Below are 22,218 nucleotides of genomic sequence, written 5' to 3' on the forward strand. Positions count from 1 at the left end.
GGCGGCATGAAGCGAAGAATCGGCGTCAGCGGCTTGTTGCTGTTGCTGGCGATGCCTGCCATGGCGCAGGGACAGGGGCCGCCTGAAGGCTGGGCGCCGGCGCCGGAGGCGCGTCTCGAAGAGGCCCGTGGCGGCTTTGAGAACGGCAACGGCCTGCTGGTCGCGCTGGGCGTGGAGCGCATCGTCGAAGTCAATGGCGTGGTGGTGGCGCGCAATCGCGTGGAACTGGCCGATGTGGCGCGGCTGGCGAATTCGCCGCAGGCCGGGGCTGCGCTGGCGCCGATGCTGGTGCAGAACAATACGAACGGGCAGTTGATCCGCAGCCTGACCACGATCGACCTCACCGTCAACGCGCTGTCGACCTTGAAGAGCCTGAACCTGGAGGGCAACCTGCGCCAGGCCTTGTCGAACGTCATTGTGCCCCGCTAGGGAGGGAGCGATGCTTTCAAAGAAATTCGCGGCCGGGATGCTGATTGTCGCCAGCCAGGCGACGCTGGCCCAGATGCCGGTGCAGCAGCGCAGCAACGCCGAGCTTGCAGCCGAGTTGACCGAGTTGAAAAAGGCGCTGGCCGAGCAAAGGGCGCTGCTGGAGGATTTGCGGCGCCAGGTGGCTGAGGAGCGCCTGGCGTCCGCGCGCGGCACAGGGGCTGCGCAAAGCCAGCCGCAACCCAACGTCCCGCCACCCGGACAGGCGCCGGCGCCGTCCGGCCCGGCGCAGCCGGCATTGGCGGTGGGCCAGCCGCCAAAGCGCGACAGCAAGCCGCCTGAAGTGGCGCCTATCTTTGAAAGCCCCGGCGTCCTGACCGGGCGCGGCAAGCTCGTGCTCGAACCGGCCTTCCAGTTCGGCTATTCGTCGAGCAACCGCGTCGCCCTGGTGGGCTACACCATCATCCCCGCCTTGCTGATCGGCCTGATCGACGTGCGCGAAGTCAAGCGCAATACCAGCACCGCCACGCTGAGCGGGCGCTATGGACTGAGCAACCGCACTGAGCTCGAACTGCGCCTGCCTTACATTTACCGCTCGGACTCGACCGTGAGCCGCGAAGTGTTCACCGGCTCGGCGGTGGAAAAGGTATTTGATGTGAGCGGCCGCGCGCTGGGCGACGTCGAACTCTCGCTGCGCCACCAGCTCAACGATGGCGGCGCCGAAAAGCCCTATTACGTCGCCGGCCTGCGCTTCAAGACGCGCACCGGCCGCGATCCCTTTGAGGTCGTGACCGACTGCGTGCGGCGCTGCATTGGCGAAAACGCCACCGGCACCGGCTTGCCACTGGAGCTGCCAACCGGTTCCGGCTTTTATGCCTTGCAACCCAGCCTGACCTGGCTGTATCCGACTGACCCCGCCGTGCTGTTCGGCAGCGTCAGCTACCTGCACAACTTCCAGCGCAAGAACCTGAGCCGGCTGGTGCTCGATGGGGAACGCGAGCCGCTCGGCACGGTCAAGCCGGGGGCGGTCATCGGCTTCAATTTCGGTGTCGGGCTGGCGCTGAATGAAAAGGCCTCCCTCAGCTTTGGCTACGACCACAGTTCCATTGCCCGCACCAGGCAGAATGGCGTGCCGGCGCCGGGCTCAGTGCGCACGCAACTGGGTACCTTGCTGGTCGGCTTTTCTTACCGGCTGAACCCGAAGCAGACGGTCAATGTCTCGGTGGGGGCAGGGCTGACGCGGGATACGCCGGATGTCTCCGTCATGCTGCGGGTACCGACAAGCATGTAGTTGCCGTTTACGCTAATCTAGCGTTTTGGCAACTAACAAGAAGGAGATCGAATGATCCTGAAAAAGCTCGCCGTACCGTTCGCAATTGCCGCCATTGCAGGCGCCGCCCACGCTGCAGCGCCGATGGCCAAGACCCAGGCGCCCGGCTTCTATCGCATGAATGTGGGCGACTTCGAAGTCACCGTACTGAACGACGGCACGATCGACCTGCCGATGGACCAGCTGCTGAACCAGAAGCCTGAGAAAACGACCAAATCCCTGGAGCACAGTTTCCTGAAGTCGCCGGTTGAGACTTCGGTCAACGCTTTCCTGGTCAATACCGGCTCGAAGCTGGTGCTGATCGATACCGGCGCCGGCAGCCTGTTCGGGCCGACCCTGGGCAATATCCTGACCAGCCTGAAAGCAGCCGGTTACCAGCCGGAGCAGGTTGACGAGATCTACATCACCCACCTGCATGGCGACCACGTCGGCGGCCTGGGCGGGCAGGACAAGCCGGCGTTTCCGAATGCCGTGGTGCGCATGGACAAGCGCGATGCCGACTTCTTCCTGAGCAAAGCGAACCTCGATAATGCCAGTGCCGAGGCGAAGGGCAATTTCCAGGGGCCGATGAGCGCGGTGTCCGGCTATGCGGGCAAGGTGAAACCGTTTGAGGGCAATACCGAACTGGTGCCGGGCGTGCGTTCGACTTCAAGCTATGGCCATACGCCGGGCCACACCACCTATGTGGTGGAAAGCAAGGGGCAGAAGCTGGTGCTGATTGGCGACTTGATGCACAACGCGGCGGTGCAGTTCCCTGATCCGGGCGTGACGATCCAGTTCGACAGCGATTCGAAAGCGGCCCTGGCGCAGCGCAAGGCGGCGTTTGCCGAGGCGGCGAAGCAGGGGTATTGGATGGGGGCGGCGCACTTGCCGTTCCCGGGGGTGGGGCATTTGCGTAGTGAGGGGAAGGGGTATAAGTTCTTCCCGGTGAACTATTCGGCGAACCGTTGAACCGGTAAACCTGTGTCTGACCCGCAGGGTCAGACACTTGTACGCGACGGCCGCGAGTCAAGTGTCTGACCCTGTGGGTCAGACACTGGTTTACCAGGTTCAGGCCAGCGCTGGATAATCGGTATACCCTTCCGCCGACGGGCCGTAGAACAACTCAGGGCGCTGCGCATTCAGCGCGGCACCGGTCTGCAGGCGGCGCGGCAGGTCCGGATTCGCGATGAAGTCCTTGCCCCAGGCAATCGCATCGGCGCGGCCTTCTGCCAGCGCAGCCTGCGCCCCCGCCACATCAAACTTCTCGTTGGCGATATAGACCCCGCCAAACTCACGCTTCAGCAACGGACCCAGCGAATCATCGCCAACCGCCTCGCGTGCCGCGATGAAGGCAATACCGCGCTTGCCCAGTTCGCGCGCCACATAGCCGAAGGTCTCGGCCGGGGTCGAATCGCCCATGTCATGCGCATCGCGGCGCGGCGCCAGGTGCATGCCGACGCGGTCCGCACCCCAGACGCCGATCACGGCATCGGTCACTTCCAGCATCAGGCGGGCACGGTTCTCAACGCTGCCGCCGTATTGGTCGGTGCGCTGGTTGGTTGAATCCTGCAGGAACTGGTCGAGCAGGTAGCCATTGGCGCCGTGGATTTCCACGCCGTCGAAGCCGGCCTTTTTGGCATTCTCGGCACCCTTGCGGTATGCCTCGACGACGCCCGCAATCTCCTCGGTATCCAGCGCGCGCGGCACGGAATAGGGGCGCGGAGGGCGCAGCAGGCTTACATTGCCCTTGGCCGCGATTGCGCTTGGCGCGACAGGCGCCTGGCCATCGAGCAGGCTAGGGTCGGAGATACGGCCCACATGCCACAGTTGCAGCACGATCTTGCCGCCCTTGGCATGCACGGCTTCGGTCACCAGCTTCCAGCCTTCGACCTGCTCATCGGACCAGATGCCGGGGGTGTTTTCATAGCCCACGCCCTGCGGAGTCACCGAAGTGGCTTCGCTGATGATCAGGCCCGCGGAGGAGCGCTGCGCGTAATACTCGGCCATCAAAGCATTTGGCACGCGCTTGCCGCCGGTGGCGCGCGAGCGGGTCAGGGGAGCCATGACGACGCGGTTCTTCAGGGTCAGCGCGCCGATAGTGATGGGGTCGAACAGGGTGCTCATAAGGTATTCCTCTCATGCTCAATAAATTGCAGGATGACCTCCTCATTGCGCTTGAAGAAATTCCACTGGCCGACCCGCTGCACCGTCACCAGTCCCGCCTTCTGCAAGATGGCGAGGTGGCCGGAAACGGTCGATTGCGAGAGGCCGGCCTGCTTGTCGATCATGCCGGCGCAGACGCCCAGCGACAGCGGTGCGAGCTGCTCGCTGAACCAGGCCTCCGGCTCTTTCAGCCAGGACAGTATCTGGCGCCGGACCGGGTTGGCCAGGGCCTTGTGGATTGCATCAATGTCAATGGAGTCAGTCATATTTCGGTGTTTCACGATAAGTATATCGGAAAAAGCCGATACGTATATCGGAGCATGTCGATGGATTTCAAGCCTTGTTTTTATGCTAATCGGTAGAGCACCAGCGCCACGACGGCCGGCACGGTCTGCACGAAGAGAATGCGTTTGCTGACGGTCAGCCCGCCCCAGATGCCCGCCACGGCCACGCACAGCAGGCCGTATGTGATGAAGGCGGAACGCACTGCCGGCTCGCCATGCAGCAAACCCACCGCCAGCGCCGCCACCAGGAAGCCGTTATAGCAGCCCTGGTTCGACATGGCCGGCTTGACGATGGCCGCCTTTTCCGACGACAGGCCGAACGCGCGGCGGCCGCGGGTATCGAAGAGGACGGTTTCCAGCAGCACGATATAGACGTGGATCAGCAGGACGATGGCAACGGCGATCTGTGCGAACAGCAGCATTGGGGGGCTCCCTGAAAGTTTGGACCCCCAATGATATACTGTCGGCCTTCTCCCGCGGGGACGACCTCGCCGCAAGACCAGGGAGCCAGGCGGGGACGACCCCGTCATGACTTGGGAGAACATCATGCACTGGATCGTCCTGTTACTCGCCGGCCTGCTGGAAGTCGTCTGGGCCGTCGGACTCAAATACACCGAAGGTTTCACCAGGCTGGTGCCGAGCGCCGTGACGCTGGCCGCCATGGCCGGCAGCGTGATCCTGCTTGGGCTGGCGCTGCGTTCACTGCCGCTGGGAACCGCCTACGCCATCTGGACCGGCATCGGTACCGTGGGCACCGTCATCTGGGGCATCATGATGCTGGACGAGCCGGCCAGCTTGGTGCGGCTGGTGTGCATCGCCATGATCGTGCTGGGCATTGCCGGGCTGAAAATCCTGTCGCCGCATTAATCGTTGCGCGGGCCGACGCCCGACTCATCCGACCAGCGCGCATAAATGCGTGCCAGTTCGCCGCTGTCGCTGAGCTTTTTGACTGCCGCCGCCAGCAGCGGCGCCGCCTGTGGGGGCGCCTTCTTGCTCAACCACAAGAACATAGAGTCCTCTTTCAGCACGGCTGGCATCAGCTTGATCCTGTCCTGCAGTTTTTGCTCGCGTATCAGCCAGTGCAAGGTCAACTCGTTCATATAGAAATAGCGCCCATGGCCGGCCAGGATCTTGCGCAGGTTGGTCACGTTGCTGCCGGTGCTGTCGTCGACCGTGATGCCGAGCGCGCGCAACTGGTCGATATAGGCCGCGCCGCGCGAAGTGGTGACCAGCGGCTTCAGGCGAGCAAGGTCGTCCAGCGAATTGATTTCGGCTGTGTCGTCGGCGGCAGCGGCCAGGCGCTGGCGCGAAACGTACAAGGGTTGCGGAATGGCGATGGCGATATGGCGGCGCAATGGGGTGGAGACCAGGGCGCAGGCAATTTCGGCGTTGCCGAGGCGCAGGTTCTGTTCGATCACCAGGACCGAACGGATGTCGTCCAGTCCCGTGAAACGAAGGCGCGGTTCAACGCGGGAGATGGCGGCAAGGATGTCGGGGCAGACCCCGGTCGAAGCGCGCCCGTCCTGCTGGATCCATTTTGGCGGCAGGCTTTCCTGGCCGGTGACGCGCAGTACAAATTCAGTGGCGACTGCCGCTATGGGGAGGGTCGCGAACAGGAGCGTGCCAAGCGCGGTAAGCGGGAATATATTCATCTTGTTACCCCCTTACCGCGATTTTAAAGCTAATGGCTATCAGACAAAAGAGTCACTCACTTTGGCGAGGTAGAACCATTCGGCATTCGGCTTGGCATTGACGTCCGGGAACAACATATAGGCGTCAAACGGCGCCAGCACGGCGCTGCCATCGGCGCGGCGGCCGATTTCGTCACCGGCTTGCAGGCGGTCGAAGCTGGACCAGGTGCGGCTGAAGGCATCGCCGGTGTCCAGCTTGTCGTGCACCTCCACCATCGACAGGTATTCCATGTCTTCCAGTGCGATCGGCTGCGGCTTTGGCGCCTCGATCAGGCCAAAGTGGGCCAGCACGTTCATGATGGCGCGGTAGGCGACATCCGGCGCTTGCGGGTCGAAGTGTTGGCCGCATTCCAGGGTCAGGGCCATGCCGCCGGTGCTGCGCATGTACTCGGTGGTGCCGACGCCGTATTTCAGGACGGTCTGCACTTCACTGTCGTCGCGCAGGCGGCGCTGCACGCCGGCGCCGTAGGTGGCCATCCAGCCGTCGACGAAGCGCTTGACGCCGAGGATGCGGGCCATGGCGCGTTCTTCGGCTTCGTGTCCGAACGGTTGCAGGGTGCCGTCGTTGTTGCGCGGGCCGACCATGACGAAAGGCTGGCTCTGGGCGTTGAAGGAATGCAAGTCCAGCAGGATTTCGTGCTGGCCGAGCAGGGGGCACAGCCAGTTGGCGATATGGTCCTCGAAGTCTTGCGGATTTTCGGTCGGGAACAGGTTCCGGTTCAGGTTACGGTCGCCGGAACGCTGGCCTTTCTGGTACGCCAGCGGATTGGTGACCGGCACGAAGGTCACGCTGCCGTTCAGGATGTGAAGTTCGCCTTTGTCCAGTTGATCCATCACGCGCAGGATGCCTTTGGTGCCGCAGGTTTCGTTGCCGTGCACGGCGCCAGTGATGATCAGGCGGCGGCCCTTGCCCTGGCCGGTGTAATTGACAGATTTAAAATGCATTTTGCTGGCGTCGGTCATGCTGTTCCTTTAAGGCTTGGCGAATAAGTGGCCAATATTCTAGCTCAGGTAGAATTCGCGCATGAATCGACTCTCCCGCGTCCATGGCCTGGACACTCTGCGCGCGCTGGCCATCATGCTGGTGTTTGCCAACCACTATATGGGCTTCGTCAGTCACGAGCCGACCTTTGGCTGGTTCAGCGAAATCGGCTGGGCCGGCGTGGACTTGTTCTTTGCGCTTTCCGGTTATCTGATTGGACACCAGGTGTTTTCCGCCTTGCGCGGGCCTGGCCTGTCGCTGCCGCATTTTTATGCGCGCCGCTTGTTGCGCACCTTGCCGGCCTACCTGGCAGTGCTGGCGCTGTATGCCTGGTGGCCGTATTGGGCCGGCAACCTGCCGCATGCGCCGTGGTGGAAGTACCTGACCTTTACCCTGAATATCAATCTCAAGCCGGGGACGCTGTTCTCGCACGCGTGGTCCTTGTGCGTGGAGGAGCAGTTCTACCTGTTGCTGCCGCCTGTCGTGCTGGCCATTGCCGCCATCACGCGAGTACGCCGCGCAGGCGGCCTCGCGCTGGTGCTGGGCTGGGCGGCGCTGCTGTCCGCCATTGCAGCCGGCATGTGGCTGCGCGACAGCTGGTGGCAGCCGGCGATGGACCTCGGTGAGCGTGGCAGCCGCAGCTACTACACCCTGATCTACTACTCCACGCTGGCGCGTTTCGATGAACTGCTGGCCGGCGTCGCCCTGGCCATGCTGCGCAACTTCCATCCGAAGGCATGGCAGCGCCTGACCAGTCATGGGAACTGGATGCTGGCTGCCGGCGCAGTGTTGACAGCACTGGCATTCTGGCTGTTCCTTGAGCACCATTTCAGCTGGGGCATGTCGGTCTTCGGCTATCCTCTGTTGGGCGTGGCGTTCGCCGCTTTGCTGCTTGCCGCACTCAGCGAAGGCTCGCTGCTGCACAGCACCCGGATTCCCGGCATGGGCGCGATCGCGCTCTGGTCTTATTCGATCTACCTGACGCACAAACAGGTTTGCATCCTGCTGGCCGAGCATTGGGAGCCGGTTGACCTGGACTCGATCGCCGTCATGATCGCCGCCAGCATTTTTGCCGGATGGCTGCTATATTTTGCGGTCGAAGCGCCATTCATGAGCCTGCGTGAGCGCTTCATTCCGAACAACTGCAGACGGAGAACGATTGACGTCCCCCCCGCCCTAAAGGACGGGGATTCCTGCTTCCAGCGTCGCACGTCCGCGACGGAGAATGTTTAACGCAGCATTACGATCGCGATCATGTACCCCACCGCATTCGCTGCATTCCCACTCTCTTATTCCAAGGCCTGCGATACCCTTCGGCCTCGAATCGGGCAGTGCACCACAACTCGAGCAGGTCTGGGTGGTAAAGCGTTCGTCCACTTCCACGTACCGCGCGCCATGCCTCATGGCCTTGTACGCCAGCATCTTGCGGAAGGACGACCAGCCTGCATCAAGCACGGACTTCGCCAGGCTGGTTTGGGCGAGTCCACTGGCATTCACATTGCCAACAGCGATATGGTCGAAAGCGCGGGCAAGCTCCACCGACCTGTTATGCAAGAAGTCCAGCCGTCGCCGCGCCGTGCGCGCCTGGATGGCTTTGATGCTGCGCCGCTTGTGGGCTCGCTGCGCTACCGCCAGCGCAGCTTCAGCCTCACGATAAAAGCCCGGCGCCGGAATCTTTTCTCCCTCGGACGGTGTAGCGAGATCCTTCAAGCCAAGATCGATACCGACACCGTGGTCAAGTGGACGAACCGGCGGCTCGGCCACCTCGATCACGATATTGAGGAACCAGTTGCCGCGGCTGGCAAAGCTTTTCACGGGGCCCGAATTGCTGCGCAATTCGTCTTGCGCAAAGCAACTGCCGTCCTTGATCTTCCCTTCAGGAAGGGGGCGAGAGTAAAACACGCGGAAAGTATTACCTGCAAAGCGAAACGCGTTGCCTTCCCGGTGCAGGTCACGTCCTTTGAGCGGAACCCAGCCCAAGGACCTTCGGCCGCGGTAACGCAAATACGGCCGGCGGTGTTGGGCACGCGATTTGGCAAATTGTTCGCATACAGCATTGATCACACCAGAATGCAGCTCCAATTCTTTGCTGCTGCCGGTAGTCAGCTTGTTCAAGTCGAAGCCGGTCAGCCAAGGGCGCTCAAATCGCAAGGCATCTTTCTGCCGATCATTGCAGTAGTTCCAGACAAAATTCACCTTACGGGCTTGCAGATCAAGCAGCCCGTTTTTCGATTTCACACGGAAACGGTAGACGAGAAGCATACTGTAAGTTTATACAGTATTTCACAAATCTCAAGGAGAACGGCAGCTTTGCGGCCAGCTCCTTTCACTCCCCGCCCTGAAGGACGGGGTTTCTCGGAGCAAATCTGATGAAGCACCTGTTGGCAACGTCCCTGTTACTCCTTAGCGCAAGCGCGTTCGCACAACCCGCCGCCGGGCCATTCGCCCGTATGGTGGTGATCCAGCCGAAGCCGGGCCAAAGCGCTGCCTTCGAGCAGGGCTACCAGCGCCATCTCGAATGGCACAAGGGCGCGAACGACCGCTGGACCTGGTACGGCTGGTCGTTCGTGCTGGGCGACCGGCTCGGCATGTTCATGGATGGCACTTTCGGCCATGCCGCCGCCAACTTCGACGCCGCCGTGCAGCCGGCAGGCGACGCGGCCGACAACGCGGCCAACGTCGTGCCGCACGCCGATTTCCTGAGTCATGGCGTGTTCCGCCGGTTGGAGTCGGCCAGTGTCGGCCAGCCGTTGCCCGATGCATCGCCGTTCCTGGCGATGGCGACCTACACTGTCGCGCCGGGTGAGGAGACGGCGTTCGAACGCCAACTGGTGGCCGGCGCCTCGTCGCCCGCAAACACCGGCCGCGCGGCGCCCAGGTTCACCTGGTACCGCCTGCAGGTCGGCGGCGCCGGCGGCCAGTATGTCCTGATGCGTGCCGTGCCAAGCTTTGGTGCGGCCGCGGAGCTGCCGGAGGTATTGCCGGCAGGGGCGAAGGCGCTGGTGCAAGGCGTCCGAACCGAATTGCTGCGATACCGCGCAGACATGAGCTATATCCCGAAAGACTAGCTGCGCATCTCGATGACGTTGTCGTTCTGGGCGTCCGTCAGGAAGGCAAACAGCGCACGGACGCGGGCAGGGGCTTCGTAGCCTTCGGTCGCTTCGATGGCGTGGCGCATGCCCGGCACCGCTTCGCTGATATGCGGGCTGCCGTAAGCGCATATCAACAGGGCGGCGAGTTGCGCCGCCTCGCGCTCGTGGTTCTGGCGCAGGCGGCGCTCGATCACGTCGACCAGCACGCGCTGCATGCGTGGCGTCGGGTTTTCGATGTGGGCAAACACCAGGGGCGTGTTGGCGATCGCTTCGCACATGCGGCGTTCGATGTCGTCGGCCTTGGTGTCGGAGGGGATGTCGAAATACGCGCCCGCCCACCGGGTACGTGCGTACTGGTGGCCGGGCGGGAAGGAGTCGGCGGTGTCGAAGCCGAGCGCGTGGCTCAGCTTCTTCAACCAATCAAGGATGGCGGAGCTCATGGCGGCCATTGTACCGCCACTGCTTACACTGCGTGCGCTTCCTCGCCGAGGCGGCCGGCGCGGAAATCTTCGACCGCCTGGAAAATCTCGGCCTGCGAGTTCATCACGAAGGGGCCGTACTGCACGATCGGCTCATTCAGCGGCTTGCCCGACAACAGGATAAAGCGGCTGTCCGGGCCGGCCTTGATGGTCACGCCATCGGCGCCTGCATTATTGGCCAGGATCGCCATGCTCTGCGCAGGAACCGCCTTGCCATCCACCGTCACCTCGCCGCGGTAGGTGTAGATAAAGGCGTTATGGCCTGCGCGGATCGCCTGGCTGAATGCTTCGCCGGCCGGCAATTCCACGTCGATATACAGCGGTTCCGTCACTTCGCGTTGCACGGCGCCTTTCACGCCCTGGCTTTCGCCGGCGATGATGCGCACCGTGGCGCCGTTTTCAGTCTTCGCCACCGGGATTTCACCGGCTTCGAAGTCCTTGTACCAGGGCTGCTGCATCTTGTCCTTGGCAGGCAGGTTAAGCCACAGCTGGAATCCTTCCATCAAGCCTTCGGCCTGTTCCGGCATTTCGGAGTGGATCACGCCACGCCCGGCGGTCATCCACTGGACGCCGCCACTGGCCAGCAAACCTTCATTGCCGGCGCTGTCGCGGTGCCGCATGCGGCCGGTCAGCATATAGGTGACCGTTTCAAAGCCGCGGTGGGGGTGGTCGGGGAAGCCGGCGATGTAATCGTTGGCTTGCTCCGAACCGAAATTGTCCAGCATCAGGAACGGGTCCAGGCGACGCTGCAGTGGCTGGGTCAACACGCGGTTGATTTTCACGCCAGCGCCATCCATCACGGCCTGGCCGCGGATAATCCGTTCCACTGTGCGGGTTTGTGCGATGTTGTCCATTTTCTTTTCCTTTGTTGGTTAAGCCAGCAGTTCTGCAACGCGGGCATCGGCAGCGGCTTGCTGTTGGCCGGCCACTTCCGCGCCGTAGGCCTGGCCTTCGATGAACACATATTCCACGTCAGTCAGGCCGATAAAAGCCAGGAACATCTTCAGGTGCGGGAACTGGGTGTCAGTCGGCGCATCTTTGTGCATGCCGCCGCGCGAGGTGGCGACATAGACTTTTTTACCTTGCAGCAGGCCGACCGGGCCGTTCTCGCTGTACTTGAAGGTAACGCCGGCACGGGCAATCGCGTCGAACCACGATTTGAGCTGCACGGTGATGCCAAAGTTGTACATCGGAGCGCCGATCACGATAGCGTCGGCACGTTGCACCTGGGCGATCAGGGCGTCATCCAGGGCGACGCGGGCGGCTTGTTCCGGAGTGCGTTTGTCGGCTGGGGTGAACAGGGCCTGCAGGGTTGGCTCGTCCAGCACAGGGTGCGGGTTGGCTGCCAGGTCGCGCACTTCCACGGTGGCGCCAGGGTTGGTCGCCAGCAGTTTGTTGACGATATTGGTCGCTACGCGGGTGGATTCGGAACCGGAGCTTTTTGCGCTGGAGTTGATTTGCAGGATGTTCATGGTTTGCTTCCTTTCGAGTATTTGGTTTGTTGCTGCGATGGAGTAACTATAGTGGTTCCAAATATGATCCAGAAGCCGTTAAAATGGATAACATCGTGCCATCAGTGGAACAATCATGAGCGATATCGACCCCAGCGACCTGCTGTTATTTGCCCGAATCGTGGAATTTGGCAGCCTGAGCCAGGTTTCCGAACGGCTGCAATTGCCCAAATCGACGGTTTCCCGCCGCCTGACCCAGCTCGAGGCCACGCTGGGCGAACGGCTGTTGACGCGGACCACCCGCAAGCTGGTGTTGACCGAATTCGGCGCCAGCCTGCTGGAACACGCGCGCCGGGTCGCGGAGGAGACCGAAGCCGCCGGCGCCCTGGCCCAGCATCGCCAGCAGGCGCCCAGCGGCTTGCTGCGGGTGTCAATGCCGGCGGACTTTGCCAACGTCCACCTGGCGCGGATGCTGCCGGCCTTCATGGCCAAGCACCCGGCAATTACCCTGGAACTGGACCTGTCGCCGCGCCGCGTGGACCTGGTGGCGGAAAATTTCGACATCGCGATCCGCATGGGCGCCTTGCCTGACGATGCCACGCTGGCGGCACGCAAGGTGCTGATATCGACCTGGGGCCTGTACGCTGCGCCTTCCTATACGGTGGTGCACGGCCTGCCGGAGCATCCGGACGACCTGTTCAAGCACGAATTGCTAAGCCTGCGGCGCATGCCAAATGGCCTGGTGCGCTGGCCGCTCTCGCGCGGCAAGACCACCTGGGAGCGCGACCTGCCGGTGCGGCTGATGGCAAACTCGCCGGAGCTGCTGACACGCATGGCTGCCACCGGCATGGGCATTGCCACCTGCACCACGCAATTCGCAGCCCCGCTGGTGGCGCGCGGCGAACTGGTGCGCGTGCTGCCCGACTGGTGCTTTGCGCCCGTCACAGGCTGGGCGGTATTCCCCGGCCGCCGCCTGATGCCCGCCAAGACTCGCGCATTCCTTGATATGCTCGAGACCAACTTTAAGGAGAGTTAAGTGTAGAAATCGTGGCCTCAAGTGCTCAGATGCGATGAATTGTTTTCTCTCGGGATCAGGGAGTATCCATGAATGAACTAAAGAATCTATTGGAGCTGTTTGCCGGCGATTGGGTAGGTGAGGAAGACATTGCACCGTCCAGATGGGGGGCAGGGGGCACGGCAAACGCGTCGATTTCGGCGCGGCTGGATTTTGATGGCCGTATGCTGATCCAGGATTACAGCGCCGAGCGTGATGGCAAACCATGGTTCAAGGCGCATGCCGTGATCGCGTACGACCAGCAATCTTCTGCCTTGAGTCTCCACTGGTTCGACAGCATGGGATTCATTCCTGCTGCGCCCGCGCCAGGCCAATGGGATGGCGAGGCATTGCGATTCGAGCGTAGCTCGTCGCGTGGGCAGACGCGCCACACCTACCGACCTTCCGGCCCCGTTTCGTATGAGTTGGTACTGGAAAGCTCGTTTGACGGGGGCGCCAACTGGGTCGCTGTAATGACGGGGCGCTACTCGCGGACCAGCGGCTAAGGTAAGTTGGCGCGCGCTTTTGATGTGGATCAAGTCGTCCCGTAGACCAGGTGCCACCATGCCAGTTCATCTTCTTTACACAGGAGGCCAAGATGAAGCTGGCGATGATTCCCGTAACCTTGCCTGGCGGTGCGCGCGATACGGCGCTCACCAGTGCCTGGCTGCAGCGCGCCTGCGCGCCGGTCATCGAGTATTTTGATGACCATTCCGGTGGCAAGCAGAACCTGGAATTCACGGTATTCGATTGGCTGCCCCTCACTTTCCAGCAGTGGAGCGAGCTCCAGGAATTCCGCAACGGCGCCGTCAACGGACTGCTTGCTGCAGTCCGGCACGTGGACTTGAGCGGATACCAGCATTTTATCTATGTGGTCGACGATGGTGACGTGCGCGGCGGCTCAACTGTCGTTGAATTACAGACCTCAATTATTGGCGCACGCGACGTCTGCCCATCCCTTGTCGCGCGCGAGGTTGCGATACTGTTCGGCGCCACTGGCACCTCTCTTGAAAGACCGGAAGGTCCGGATGCCAACGGTGACCGCTTCTGCGTCATGGGAGGCGACGATTCAAAGTTCTCCTTCCATGACGCCAGCCTGGAAGATCCTGGGCAAGGAGCTGACGCTCCCCATACCCGATGCGGGCCCGGCATGTGCCTGCCGACGTTGTTGGCGACGGGTTGGATTACCCTGGAGCAGAACGGGGTCCAGGCATCGGGAAGTGTTACAGGATTGACTGGCAGTGTTGCTACTATTCGCGTCCTGGATGGAGTGACGCATACCGAAGGCGGGATAGCTGTGTGTTGCTACCTGGATGACGGCGACCGCTACCTGGTCGAATACCGTAGTCATCACTCCAAATGGGACCGCGGCACTCCTCCCTTGCCCTTGGGGTGGTTGCTCGTGCATCGGACGCCGCTTGACGGTCCCCTTGAAAGCCTATTGGTGGGGCAATTGCCTGTGACGCCTGGGCTTGCCCAAACTTTTGGAGGCCCGGAAAGCCTTTACCTGTTTGGCGCCAGCCCGCTGCGCCTTACCATCCTGGGCGCTGACGCTCAAGCCGGAACCGTTCAGATTCAGTTTGCGCGCCACAAGGCAGAGGTGCCCCAATATATTGATCCGGATCGGCAGTTCCGCCAGGAGCTGCGTTATGTGCTCTGGTCCCCAGAGTCCGGGCTGCATGTGTTTCCGGCGAGTTCGGATCTGGCAAAGGTCTTGAAGGGTGTCGCGGACTTGAAGGTGCTGCGCAGCACTTTACGTGCATCTCCGCGTCGCTACCAGGCCGGACTGTCAACGGCTTTCGAGAGCCAACAAAAGAAGGTGCAACATGCGGTTGCAGAAGTCAGCTTGCGCGACGAGTCTCCCGAGGACAGGTTGTTGTCTCGACTGGAGCGGCTCAAGGAGCGTCTCGCGCGGCATAAGGACTTCGCAGAATTCGAGCGCGACCTGGAGACACTGGAATCTCTGGCACGTTCGATCAGGCAAGCCGCTGCTATGCGGCCGTAAATTTGTGGCGCATCAAGCGCCACTTGGATTACTTGAGATTGGCCATCAGCTCGCCCAGGCGAACCGGGCCGGCAGGCTGCCAGTGCTGGTTGAAGTGCAGGGTGTCTTTCGGGAACAGCATGACAACAGTGGAGCCCAGCAGGAAGCGGCCCATTTCTTCGCCTTTTTTCAGCACGATGTTCTGGTCGGCATAAGTCCATTCGGTGACCTTGGGCAGGCGCGGCGGATTGACCAGGCCGTGCCAGACAGTGGCCATGCTGCCGACGATGGTCGCGCCCACCAGCACCATCACGAACGGGCCGAAGGCCGTTTCGAACTCGCACACCACGCGTTCATTGCGCGCGAACAGCCCCGGCACGCCGCGGGCGGTGGTCGGGTTGACCGAGAACAGTTCGCCCGGCACATAGATCATGCGTTTCAGCTTGCCGTCGCACGGCATGTGGATGCGGTGGTAGTCGCGCGGGCTGAGGTAGAGGTTGGCAAAGCTGCCGTGCTCGAAATGCTTGGCGAGCGAGGCATCGCCGCCGACCAGGGCCGTGGTGCTGAACTTGTGACCCTTGGCCTGGAAAATCTGGTCGCCTTCAATGGCGCCGAACTGGGAGATGCGGCCGTCGACCGGGCAGACGAAATCGGCCTTGGCCAGCGGGCGCACGCCCGGCTTCAGCGCGCGGGTGAAGAATTCATTGAAGCTGTGGTAGCTGGCGATATCCGGATTGGCCGCTTCGTCCATGTTGACGTCGTACTTGCCCACGAACCAGCGAATCAGTCGGGTGGTTTTGTCGCCGCCTTTGGCGCCTGCTACGCGGCCGGCGAAGTTGGTCAGGGCGCTTTTCGGGAGCAGGTATTGCGGCAATACGGCAAGTCGGGACACGGTCGGCATTCCAATGATTTGAAGATCCCGAATTATATCCTTGCTACCGCCTGCACCATAGGGTACAGTTTCGGCCAAGAATTATTTACCTTTTTTGCAATAATGAGTCGCCTGTCACTCGCAGCAGCCGCCATTCTCGCCGCTACCCAGGCCATGGCGGAGGAACAGAAGCAGGAACCTGTCCAGAAAGTCGAAATCAAGGGCGCGGCCGAAGCCTACAATCCGCGCAAGGACGACACAGCCAGCAAGATCATCGTCAGCAGCGATGAGCTGAAACGCTATGGCGACACCTCGATCGGGGATGCGCTGAAGCGGGTGCCGGGCGTGTCGGTCGGCGCCGGCGGACGCGATATTCGCATGCGCGGCCTTGGCAGCGGCTATACGCAAATCCTGCTGAATGGCGAGCGCGTGCCGCCTGGCTTCAATATCGAGACGCTGGCGCCGGACAGCATCGAGCGCATCGAAGTGATTCGCGCCGCCAGCGCGGAGTTCAGCACCCAGTCGATCGCGGGCACCATCAATATCGTACTGAAGAAGGCGGTCAAATCGGCGCAGCGTGAGTTCAAGTTCGGCGTCAGCCGCAGCAAGGAAGCGACCAACCCGAACGGAAACCTGGTCCTGTCGGACAAGGACGGCAATTTTTCCTATTCAATCAACCTGGGCGGCGGCCGCTACGAATTCGACCGCAATGGCCTTAGCCATGAAGAACTGATCGACCTGGCGGGCACGCCGCTGCTGGATCGCCGCATGCTGACGCATGACCGCGGCCATGCGCGCGGCCTGGAACTGTCGCCGCGCCTGAACTGGAACCTGGAGAATGGCGACACGCTGACTTCACAGTCCTTCATCAACCGTAATGTCTTCAAGAGCGCGATTGACCGCGACTACGACGTCGATGCGGGCGCGGCGCCATTCTTCGACGCCGTGCGGATCAAGAATGAAAACAAGAGCCTGTTCGCGCGCACGGACCTGAACTGGGTGCACAAGTTCGGCGAGGGGGCCAAGCTGGACGCCAAGATCGGGGGCCACCGCATGCGCAGCAACGGCAGCTGGTTCGAGTCCGATGCACATGGCGGTGCGCCCAAGCTGCAGCATGACGTCTTCAGCGGCGTGCGCGAATGGGGCATCAGCAGTACCGGCAAATATTCCACGCCGATCGGGGCCGAACATGCCTTGGCCGCAGGCTGGGAGGTGGGCTACACCGACCGCGACGACTGGCGCAACCAGCGCGACCTGTTCAGCCCCGATGGCCTGCGCGACGACAAGGACGAGGGCTATCAGGCTTCTCTGCGCCGCGCTGCCGCCTATGTGCAGGACGAGTGGAACATCAGCAAGGCCTGGTCGGTCTATGCCGGCTTGCGCTGGGAAGGCATACATACGCAAAGCTCTGGCGCCGGCTTCGACCCGGTCAGCAATCGCAGCAGCGTATGGAGCCCGCTGGCGCAAACCTTGTACAAGCTCCCCAACGGCAAGGACCAGTTGCGCGCCGCGCTGACCCGCACGTACAAGGCGCCGCAAGCGTCGAACCTTTCCGGGCGCCGCTTTACCTCCACGAACAACAGCCAGATCGATACCGATTGGATCGGCAATCCGAACCTGAAACCGGAGCTGGCGACGGGCATCGATGCCTCTTACGAGCATTACTGGAGCGAGGGGGCGTTGTTCAGCGTGGCCGCTGCCGCCCGTCGCATCAACAATTTCACCCGCCGCCGCGTCTTGCTCGATGAGACGGGCCGCTGGGTTTCCGCGATGACGAATAACGGCCGTGCCGACGTGCGCAGCGTGGACGTGGAACTGAAATTCCCGATGAAGGCAGTCATGGACAAGGCGCCCGCGCTCGACGTTCGCGCCAGCGTCAGCCGCAACTGGTCGCGCGTCGATTCGGTGCCGGGGCCGCACAACACGCTGGACCAGCAAGTGCCGCTGACAGCCATTTTCGGCCTCGATTACAAGACGCCCGACGGCGCCTGGAGCATGGGCGGCAGTTTCAACCTGCGTACCAATGGCGCCGTGCGCATTGAAGAAAACCGATATAGCTGGGCAACAGTAACGCGCCAACTGGATGCTTACCTGGCCTGGAAACTCGATAGCAAGACGCAGTTGCGTTTCTCCGCCTGGAATCTGCTGAAACAGGATTACCGGTCGAAGAATATCTACATTACCGATAATGGATCGCTGTCCTCGGAGCAGACCAGTTTCGGCGTGCGTAATATACGCCTGCAGCTGGAGACCCGCTTCTGAAAGTAAATGCCTGGCTTATACCGGAATTTAATAGAAATGAAATAAAAGAGCGCCGCCTGTCAAATGTGTGGCGCTTTTTTTTTAATATGGTTAAATTATGTGGATAAAATCATCGTAACTATGGTACATTGCAGGGAAGAAATCTCACACATTGTCACACTTTGATTTTTCATACACTTAGGGTAAAGAAAGATGACCACTTACCAAGAATACCAGGCAAAAATTGCCGAACTGCAAAATCTGGCCGCTGATGCGCGCAAAGCAGAAGTGCAAAAGGCGAAAGAACAGATCTGGTCCATCATGCGGGAATATGACCTGTCTCCGGCTGATCTCGGTCCAGCGGCCAAGAGCAATAAGCCTGTCAAGCCGCGTGCACGCGTGCCAATGAAATACCAGGACCCGGTATCGGGTTCCCAGTGGACCGGCCGCGGCCGTGCGCCGAAATGGCTGGAAGGCAAGAAGAAGGAAGACTTCCTGATTAAATAAGCCGATCGCGGCGAGAGGGGCGGATTAATATCCGCCCCTTTTCTTTTTATACGGAGAGAATATGTCGAGCTTAGCTTTGCGGCCGCTGCTGGCCGCTTTCCTGCTTTCCTTTGCCTCATCCGTGATGGCGGCAGGGCCCGTGCTGCTGACGCCCGAGCGCGTCTGGACGGGCGAGGGAGCGGCTCGCAGCGGCTGGTCGGTGCTGGTGGCCGATGGCAAGGTGGCGGCAGCCGGCCCGACGGCCGGCATGACGATTCCCGCCGGCGCCGAGCGCGTCGACTTGCCGGGCAAGACCCTGCTGCCAGGCCTGATGGACCTGCATTCGCATGTGCTGCTGCATCCGTATAACGAGACCAGCTGGGACGACCAGGTGCTGAAGGAGCCGGAAGCGTATCGCGTGCTGCTGGCTGCGCGCCACGTGCAAGCGCAGCTCCAATCCGGTTTCACCACCTTGCGCGATCTCGGTTCGGAAGGCGCGGGCTATGCCGACGTGTCGCTCAAGCGGGCGATCGAGGAGGGCATGCTGCCCGGCCCGCGGCTATTCGTGGCCACGCTGGCGATCGTGGCCAGCAGCAGCTATGGCCCGAACGCCAGGTCCTACCGGCCCGACATGGTGCTGCCGGTCGGCGCGCAGGAGGCAACCGGCGTTGATGAAGTGGTGAAGGCGGTGCGCGAGCAATCCGCACGCGGCGCCGACTGGATCAAGGTGTACGCCGATTACCGCACCGGTCCGGATGGCTCGGCGCACGCCACTTTCAGCCAGCAGGAACTGGATGCGCTGGTGGCGGCGGCTCATGGTTCGGGGCGGCGCGTGGCGGCCCATGCGGCCACGGATGAGGGAATGCGCCGTGCAGTGCTGGCCGGCGTGGACACTATCGAGCATGGCTATGGCGGCAGTGAGGCCACCTTCAGGCTGATGGCGGAACGCAAGGTTGCCTATTTCCCGACCCTGGCTGCGCCGGAAGCGACCAGCGAGTACTTCCAGAAGCATGTGCGGGGCGGAACGCCTACGCCTTCCATGCAGGCCGCCGCGCGGGCGTTCCAGCTGGCGCGCAAGGCGGGCGTGACGGTTGGCCTGGGGAGCGACGTGGGCGTATTTGCCCACGGCGGCAGCGCGCGCGAGGCCGAATGGCTGGTCAGGCTGGGCATGACGCCGACCGAAGCGTTGCGGGCAGCGACCGTGGTCAATGCCGGGGTGCTGGACCGTGCTGGCTCGCTGGGCCAGGTAAAGCCGGGCTACCTGGCGGACCTGGTGGCAGTGGAGGGCGATCCGACCGCCGATATCACGGCCCTGTACCGTGTTGCCTTTGTGATGAAAGGCGGCATTGTCTATCGAAACGTGCGATGATGAAGTATGTCCGCGATTCCCTTATTCCCCTTGCATACGGTGCTTTATCCGGATGGGTACCTGCCGTTGCAAATCTTCGAGGTGCGCTACCTCGACATGGTGAAGCGTTGCATCGAACATAAGGAAGATTTCGGCGTCGTGGCGCTGGTGCAGGGCGATGAGGTGCGCAAGCCGGACCAGCACGAGACCCTGTGCGCGGTGGGCACCATGGCGCATATCGGGGAATGGAAGGCGATCTTGCCGGGCCTGATGCAGTTGCGCTGCAGCGGGCGGCAGCGCTTCCGCATTGTCGCCGCGGAACAGCTGAAGCACGGCCTGTGGATGGCGGATGTGGCGCCGATCGACGATGACATGTCGGTGCCGGTGCCTTCCGAGCAGCAGGATGTGGCCGACAGCCTCGGCATCCTGATCCAGACCTTGCAGGAGCGGGGCATTCCGGCCGGGCAGATGCCGATGCAGGCGCCTTATCGCCTGCAGGAAGCGGGCTGGGTGGCTAACCGCTGGTGCGAGTTGCTGCGCCTGTCGCTGGCGCAGAAGCAGCTCTTGCTGGCGCAGGAGAACCCGGTCCTGCGGCTGGAGCTGGTGCAGGATGTGATGGTTGAACATGGCCTGCTGAATTAGGCCATCGCTGGCTCTATGCGCGTTCCGGCGCCCCGCGCTACACTGGGCGCATGTACCTTCCTGCTGCTTTCGCTGAAGACCGACTTGAGGTCAAACATGGGCTGATCCGGGCGTATCCGCTTGGGATGCTGCTTATCCCTGGCGCTGTGCCGACGGCCGACCTGGTGCCGTTTGCGCTTTATCCCGATGAGGGAGAGGCGGGGCTGGGCGTGCTGCGGGCGCATATTGCGCGCGCCAATCCTGCATGGAAGGCGCTGGCTGCAGGCGGCGAGTGCCTGGTCGTGTTCCAGGGGCCAGAGGCTTATATCAGCCCTACCTGGTACGCCTCCAAGGCGACGTCGCACAAGGTGGTGCCGACCTGGAATTACGCGATGGTGCAGGTGCGGGGAAGGGCTCGGGTCGTAGAAGATCCTGCGTGGCTCGGCCAGCAGTTGCGTGCCTTGACTGCCCTGCAGGAGGGCGCCCTGCCGGAGCCCTGGGAAGTGGACGATGCGCCGCTTGATTTCATCGAAGGCTTGCTGAAGGCGATTATCGGTATCGAGATTCCCATTGCGTCCATCGAAGGGAAATGGAAAGTCAGCCAGAACCGTGGCAAGGCGGATGCCGAAGGCGTCGTCGCGGGCCTGAATTCGCGCGCCGCAGCGGCCGGCGAGGGGGCGGCGGCGATGGCCGCGCTGGTGGCGGAGCGCATCGCGCCTGGCTTCAGGCAGGACTGAGTTCTTCTTCCCGGGCGTGGACGTGCATCGACCACGTCACGCCGGCAATCAGCAGCACAATGGCGGCGACTTCCAATGGGCGCGGGAACTGCTGCTTGTAGATAAAGCCATACATCAGCGCAAACAGGGTCTCGAACAGGATCAACTGGCCGGACAGGGTAATCGGCACCCGGCGGCTGGCGACGTTCCACAAATGGTTGCCGATCACCGAGGCGCCGAGGGCCAGCAGGCTATTGCAGATCCAGAACAGCGTCCAATCGCGTCCCGAGGCCGCACCTGCGGCGCCAGTGACGTCGCCATGGAAGACCGCGAACGCCATCGCGCCCACCACCAGTGCAATCAGCCCGGTCGACAGGCCGTACAGTGCCGACCACTCCGCGCTGCTGTAATGCGGATTGCGTTTCAGGTAGCGTGCGTTATCCAGCGTGTACCAGCTCCAGCACAGCAAAGCGCCGGTCGCACAGGCGACGCCGATCACCGTATTCAGCATGGAGGCGCCGGCAGCGGCGGCGTGCTGGAACACGTCGACATTGATGCAGGCAATGCCGGCCGCCGTCACCAGCAACGGCATGGCCAGCTGGCGCAACGGCACCGCGCCATGGTCGTTGCGCCCCATCAATGTCACGGCGATCGGCAGAACGCCAATGATCAGGGAAGTCGGCGCCACCCCCGCCAGTTTGACGCCCAGCGCAAGGAACATGTAATACACCAGGTTGCCGGCCAAGGCGTGCCGCAGCAGTGCGAAATAATCATCGCGCTCCAGGCGGCCGACCAGGTTGCGCAGGCGTGGCAGCATCAGGACCAGGGCGATGGCGCCATAAGCGAGGTAGCGGCCGACCGCCATCTCGAGCGGCGTAAAGGCCGCCAGCAACTCCGGCACGATGAACACCATGCCCCACATCGCGCCTGCCAGCAGGCCGCACACCACACCAGTCCACATGCAATATTTCCCAATTTAAACCTGCGACAGTGTCGCACAGCTTGCGATATCTTGCT

Annotated in this window: 25 protein-coding genes; 14 read left to right on the plus strand and 11 right to left on the minus strand. The window is 62.1% G+C overall.

The genetic code is table 11. The features are described 5' to 3' along the window. The first annotated feature begins 6 nt into the window (after nt 1–6). The 3 genes from ACN9MY_RS15155 to ACN9MY_RS15165 are packed head-to-tail and all read left to right on the plus strand — an operon-like array spanning nt 7 to nt 2,707. Nucleotides 7–429 carry a hypothetical protein gene (locus ACN9MY_RS15155; protein WP_426323430.1) on the plus strand — a complete coding sequence of 141 codons (423 nt, stop codon included), beginning with the start codon at nt 7–9 and terminating at the stop codon, nt 427–429. Nucleotides 430–466: 37 nt separating this feature from the next. Beyond that, a complete protein-coding gene (locus tag ACN9MY_RS15160) occupies nt 467–1,717 on the plus strand; it encodes an acetate kinase (protein ID WP_426323760.1) in 1,251 nt (416 codons plus the stop codon). 51 nt (nt 1,718–1,768) lie between these two features. Continuing rightward, the gene (locus ACN9MY_RS15165; protein ID WP_426323432.1) at nt 1,769–2,707 is read left to right on the plus strand and encodes an MBL fold metallo-hydrolase; all 939 of its coding nucleotides are present in this window, start codon (nt 1,769–1,771) and stop codon (nt 2,705–2,707) included. A gap of 99 nt (nt 2,708–2,806) precedes the next feature. Here the strand turns inward: ACN9MY_RS15165 and ACN9MY_RS15170 are convergent, their stop codons facing one another. From ACN9MY_RS15170 to ACN9MY_RS15180, 3 genes are all read right to left on the minus strand, one after another. Next, the gene (locus tag ACN9MY_RS15170) at nt 2,807–3,862 is read right to left on the minus strand and encodes an alkene reductase (protein ID WP_426323434.1); all 1,056 of its coding nucleotides are present in this window, start codon (nt 3,860–3,862) and stop codon (nt 2,807–2,809) included. Further along, nucleotides 3,859–4,167, minus strand: a complete 309-nt coding sequence (locus ACN9MY_RS15175; protein WP_426337586.1) for an ArsR/SmtB family transcription factor — start codon at nt 4,165–4,167, stop codon at nt 3,859–3,861. The genes ACN9MY_RS15170 and ACN9MY_RS15175 overlap by 4 nt, the downstream gene beginning before the upstream one ends. 80 nt (nt 4,168–4,247) lie before the next feature. Continuing rightward, nucleotides 4,248–4,607: a DUF1304 domain-containing protein gene (locus ACN9MY_RS15180; protein ID WP_426337587.1), complete on the minus strand. Its 360-nt coding sequence runs from the start codon at nt 4,605–4,607 to the stop codon at nt 4,248–4,250. A gap of 124 nt (nt 4,608–4,731) precedes the next feature. On the opposite strand from ACN9MY_RS15180, the gene sugE reads away from it, so the two are divergent. Next, the gene (gene sugE, locus ACN9MY_RS15185; RefSeq protein ID WP_426337588.1) at nt 4,732–5,052 is read left to right on the plus strand and encodes a quaternary ammonium compound efflux SMR transporter SugE; all 321 of its coding nucleotides are present in this window, start codon (nt 4,732–4,734) and stop codon (nt 5,050–5,052) included. Here the strand turns inward: sugE and ACN9MY_RS15190 are convergent. Then, nucleotides 5,049–5,837, minus strand: coding sequence for a substrate-binding periplasmic protein (locus tag ACN9MY_RS15190; RefSeq protein WP_426337589.1), 789 nt, complete (start codon nt 5,835–5,837; stop codon nt 5,049–5,051). The two genes, sugE and ACN9MY_RS15190, sit on opposite strands and share 4 nt — an antisense overlap. Nucleotides 5,838–5,876: 39 nt before the next feature. After that, on the minus strand, nt 5,877–6,821 hold the full coding sequence (locus ACN9MY_RS15195) for a succinylglutamate desuccinylase (protein WP_426171832.1): 945 nt from the start codon (nt 6,819–6,821) through the stop codon (nt 5,877–5,879). A gap of 79 nt (nt 6,822–6,900) precedes the next feature. Here ACN9MY_RS15195 and ACN9MY_RS15200 point away from each other — a divergent pair, with 79 nt between their 5' ends. Then, nucleotides 6,901–8,091, plus strand: coding sequence for an acyltransferase family protein (locus ACN9MY_RS15200; protein ID WP_426337590.1), 1,191 nt, complete (start codon nt 6,901–6,903; stop codon nt 8,089–8,091). Here ACN9MY_RS15200 and ACN9MY_RS15205 read toward each other — a convergent pair. After that, nucleotides 8,035–9,120, minus strand: a complete 1,086-nt coding sequence (locus ACN9MY_RS15205) for an RNA-guided endonuclease InsQ/TnpB family protein (protein ID WP_426337591.1) — start codon at nt 9,118–9,120, stop codon at nt 8,035–8,037. The two genes, ACN9MY_RS15200 and ACN9MY_RS15205, sit on opposite strands and share 57 nt — an antisense overlap. 107 nt (nt 9,121–9,227) lie before the next feature. Here ACN9MY_RS15205 and ACN9MY_RS15210 point away from each other — a divergent pair, with 107 nt between their 5' ends. Beyond that, nucleotides 9,228–9,926, plus strand: coding sequence for a hypothetical protein (locus ACN9MY_RS15210; protein WP_426337592.1), 699 nt, complete (start codon nt 9,228–9,230; stop codon nt 9,924–9,926). Here ACN9MY_RS15210 and ACN9MY_RS15215 read toward each other — a convergent pair. From ACN9MY_RS15215 to ACN9MY_RS15225, 3 genes are read right to left on the minus strand one after another with little or no spacing between them, the layout of a single operon-like run. Further along, nucleotides 9,923–10,399, minus strand: coding sequence for a hypothetical protein (locus tag ACN9MY_RS15215; protein WP_426337593.1), 477 nt, complete (start codon nt 10,397–10,399; stop codon nt 9,923–9,925). The genes ACN9MY_RS15210 and ACN9MY_RS15215 overlap by 4 nt on opposite strands. Nucleotides 10,400–10,413: 14 nt before the next feature. Further along, a complete protein-coding gene (locus tag ACN9MY_RS15220; protein WP_426337594.1) occupies nt 10,414–11,283 on the minus strand; it encodes a pirin family protein in 870 nt (289 codons plus the stop codon). A gap of 18 nt (nt 11,284–11,301) precedes the next feature. Then, entirely contained in the window at nt 11,302–11,901 is a 600-nt protein-coding gene (locus tag ACN9MY_RS15225; protein WP_426323454.1) for an FMN-dependent NADH-azoreductase, read from the minus strand. 115 nt (nt 11,902–12,016) lie between these two features. On the opposite strand from ACN9MY_RS15225, the gene ACN9MY_RS15230 reads away from it, so the two are divergent. The 3 genes from ACN9MY_RS15230 (at nt 12,017) to ACN9MY_RS15240 (ending at nt 14,939) form a co-directional block, all read left to right on the plus strand. After that, nucleotides 12,017–12,916: a LysR family transcriptional regulator gene (locus tag ACN9MY_RS15230; RefSeq protein WP_426323456.1), complete on the plus strand. Its 900-nt coding sequence runs from the start codon at nt 12,017–12,019 to the stop codon at nt 12,914–12,916. A 68-nt stretch (nt 12,917–12,984) separates the two neighbouring features. After that, on the plus strand, nt 12,985–13,440 hold the full coding sequence (locus tag ACN9MY_RS15235) for a DUF1579 family protein (RefSeq protein ID WP_426323458.1): 456 nt from the start codon (nt 12,985–12,987) through the stop codon (nt 13,438–13,440). Nucleotides 13,441–13,532: 92 nt separating this feature from the next. After that, complete coding sequence (locus tag ACN9MY_RS15240) at nt 13,533–14,939, plus strand: hypothetical protein (protein WP_426323460.1); 1,407 nt, start codon at nt 13,533–13,535, stop codon at nt 14,937–14,939. Nucleotides 14,940–14,967: 28 nt separating this feature from the next. On the opposite strand, the gene asd is transcribed toward ACN9MY_RS15240, so the two are convergent. Then, entirely contained in the window at nt 14,968–15,819 is an 852-nt protein-coding gene (asd, locus tag ACN9MY_RS15245) for an archaetidylserine decarboxylase (protein ID WP_426323462.1), read from the minus strand. Between the two features lie 93 nt (nt 15,820–15,912). On the opposite strand from asd, the gene ACN9MY_RS15250 reads away from it, so the two are divergent. The 5 genes from ACN9MY_RS15250 (at nt 15,913) to ACN9MY_RS15270 (ending at nt 21,222) form a co-directional block, all read left to right on the plus strand. Continuing rightward, complete coding sequence (locus ACN9MY_RS15250; protein WP_426323464.1) at nt 15,913–18,051, plus strand: TonB-dependent receptor plug domain-containing protein; 2,139 nt, start codon at nt 15,913–15,915, stop codon at nt 18,049–18,051. A 192-nt stretch (nt 18,052–18,243) separates the two neighbouring features. Further along, complete coding sequence (locus tag ACN9MY_RS15255; RefSeq protein ID WP_426171848.1) at nt 18,244–18,537, plus strand: H-NS family nucleoid-associated regulatory protein; 294 nt, start codon at nt 18,244–18,246, stop codon at nt 18,535–18,537. Between the two features lie 61 nt (nt 18,538–18,598). Then, on the plus strand, nt 18,599–19,885 hold the full coding sequence (locus ACN9MY_RS15260; RefSeq protein WP_426337595.1) for an amidohydrolase family protein: 1,287 nt from the start codon (nt 18,599–18,601) through the stop codon (nt 19,883–19,885). A gap of 6 nt (nt 19,886–19,891) precedes the next feature. Then, entirely contained in the window at nt 19,892–20,506 is a 615-nt protein-coding gene (locus tag ACN9MY_RS15265) for an LON peptidase substrate-binding domain-containing protein (protein WP_426171852.1), read from the plus strand. Nucleotides 20,507–20,556: 50 nt separating this feature from the next. Beyond that, nucleotides 20,557–21,222, plus strand: coding sequence for an FMN-binding negative transcriptional regulator (locus ACN9MY_RS15270; protein WP_426171854.1), 666 nt, complete (start codon nt 20,557–20,559; stop codon nt 21,220–21,222). Here ACN9MY_RS15270 and ACN9MY_RS15275 read toward each other — a convergent pair. Continuing rightward, nucleotides 21,209–22,162, minus strand: a complete 954-nt coding sequence (locus tag ACN9MY_RS15275; protein ID WP_426337596.1) for a DMT family transporter — start codon at nt 22,160–22,162, stop codon at nt 21,209–21,211. The two genes, ACN9MY_RS15270 and ACN9MY_RS15275, sit on opposite strands and share 14 nt — an antisense overlap. Nucleotides 22,163–22,218: the final 56 nt, after the last annotated feature.

The sequence above is a fragment of the Pseudoduganella sp. R-31 genome (genome assembly GCF_049913235.1).
Taxonomy (GTDB): Bacteria; Pseudomonadota; Gammaproteobacteria; order Burkholderiales; family Burkholderiaceae_D; genus Rugamonas.